The organism is Streptomyces sp. AC627_RSS907, assembly GCF_019049165.1.
On record NZ_JAGMUE010000610.1, the window covers coordinates 1 to 549 of the forward strand.

A 549-nucleotide genomic window follows, 5' to 3' on the forward strand; every position below is an offset into this window, starting at 1 on the left:
CTGCCGCGCCACCCGTACCGGGTCAGCGCGGGGCGGCGCGGCAGGGTCAGCCGTACGGGTCATGTCGTGTGACCCGAACGCGCCGCGCGACTCAGCCGTACGGGGTGGGTCCGCCGGGGCCGTGCGGCGCGCCCGTGCCCGTACCGCCCGTATCGGCGCCGCCCGTACCCGCCGCTGCCTCGCCCGGGGCCGGTCCGTCCTCGGAGGTCGGTTCGCCGAGCAGGTCGCGGGCGAGCAGCGTCGCCCCGGCCACGGCGCCCGGCATCACGATCACGGCGGCCAGCGGCACCAGGAAGAGCAGGGTCAGCGGCACGCCGAAGCCGAGGACGAGCAGCTTGCGGGAGCGCAGCAGCCGCAGCCGTTCGGCGAGCGGGACCCGACGGCGGGCGAGGGCGACGGCGGCCAGTTCCTCGGTGAGGAAGAAGCCGGAGACGCAGAAGCCGATGGCGGGGATCGCGGTCTGCCCGATCACGGGCAGGAAGCCCGCCGCGAACAGCGCCGTGCCCCACAGCGCGACACGCACGAGGACGGCCGTGCTCTCCCGCGCGG

General features: G+C 76.7%; 1 protein-coding gene. It reads right to left on the minus strand.

What is annotated here, in order from left to right:
- Positions 1 to 91 precede the first annotated feature (91 nt).
- A partial coding sequence (locus tag KUM32_RS37380; RefSeq protein WP_217146299.1) for an EI24 domain-containing protein occupies positions 92 to 549 on the minus strand: 458 nt, incomplete at its 5' end.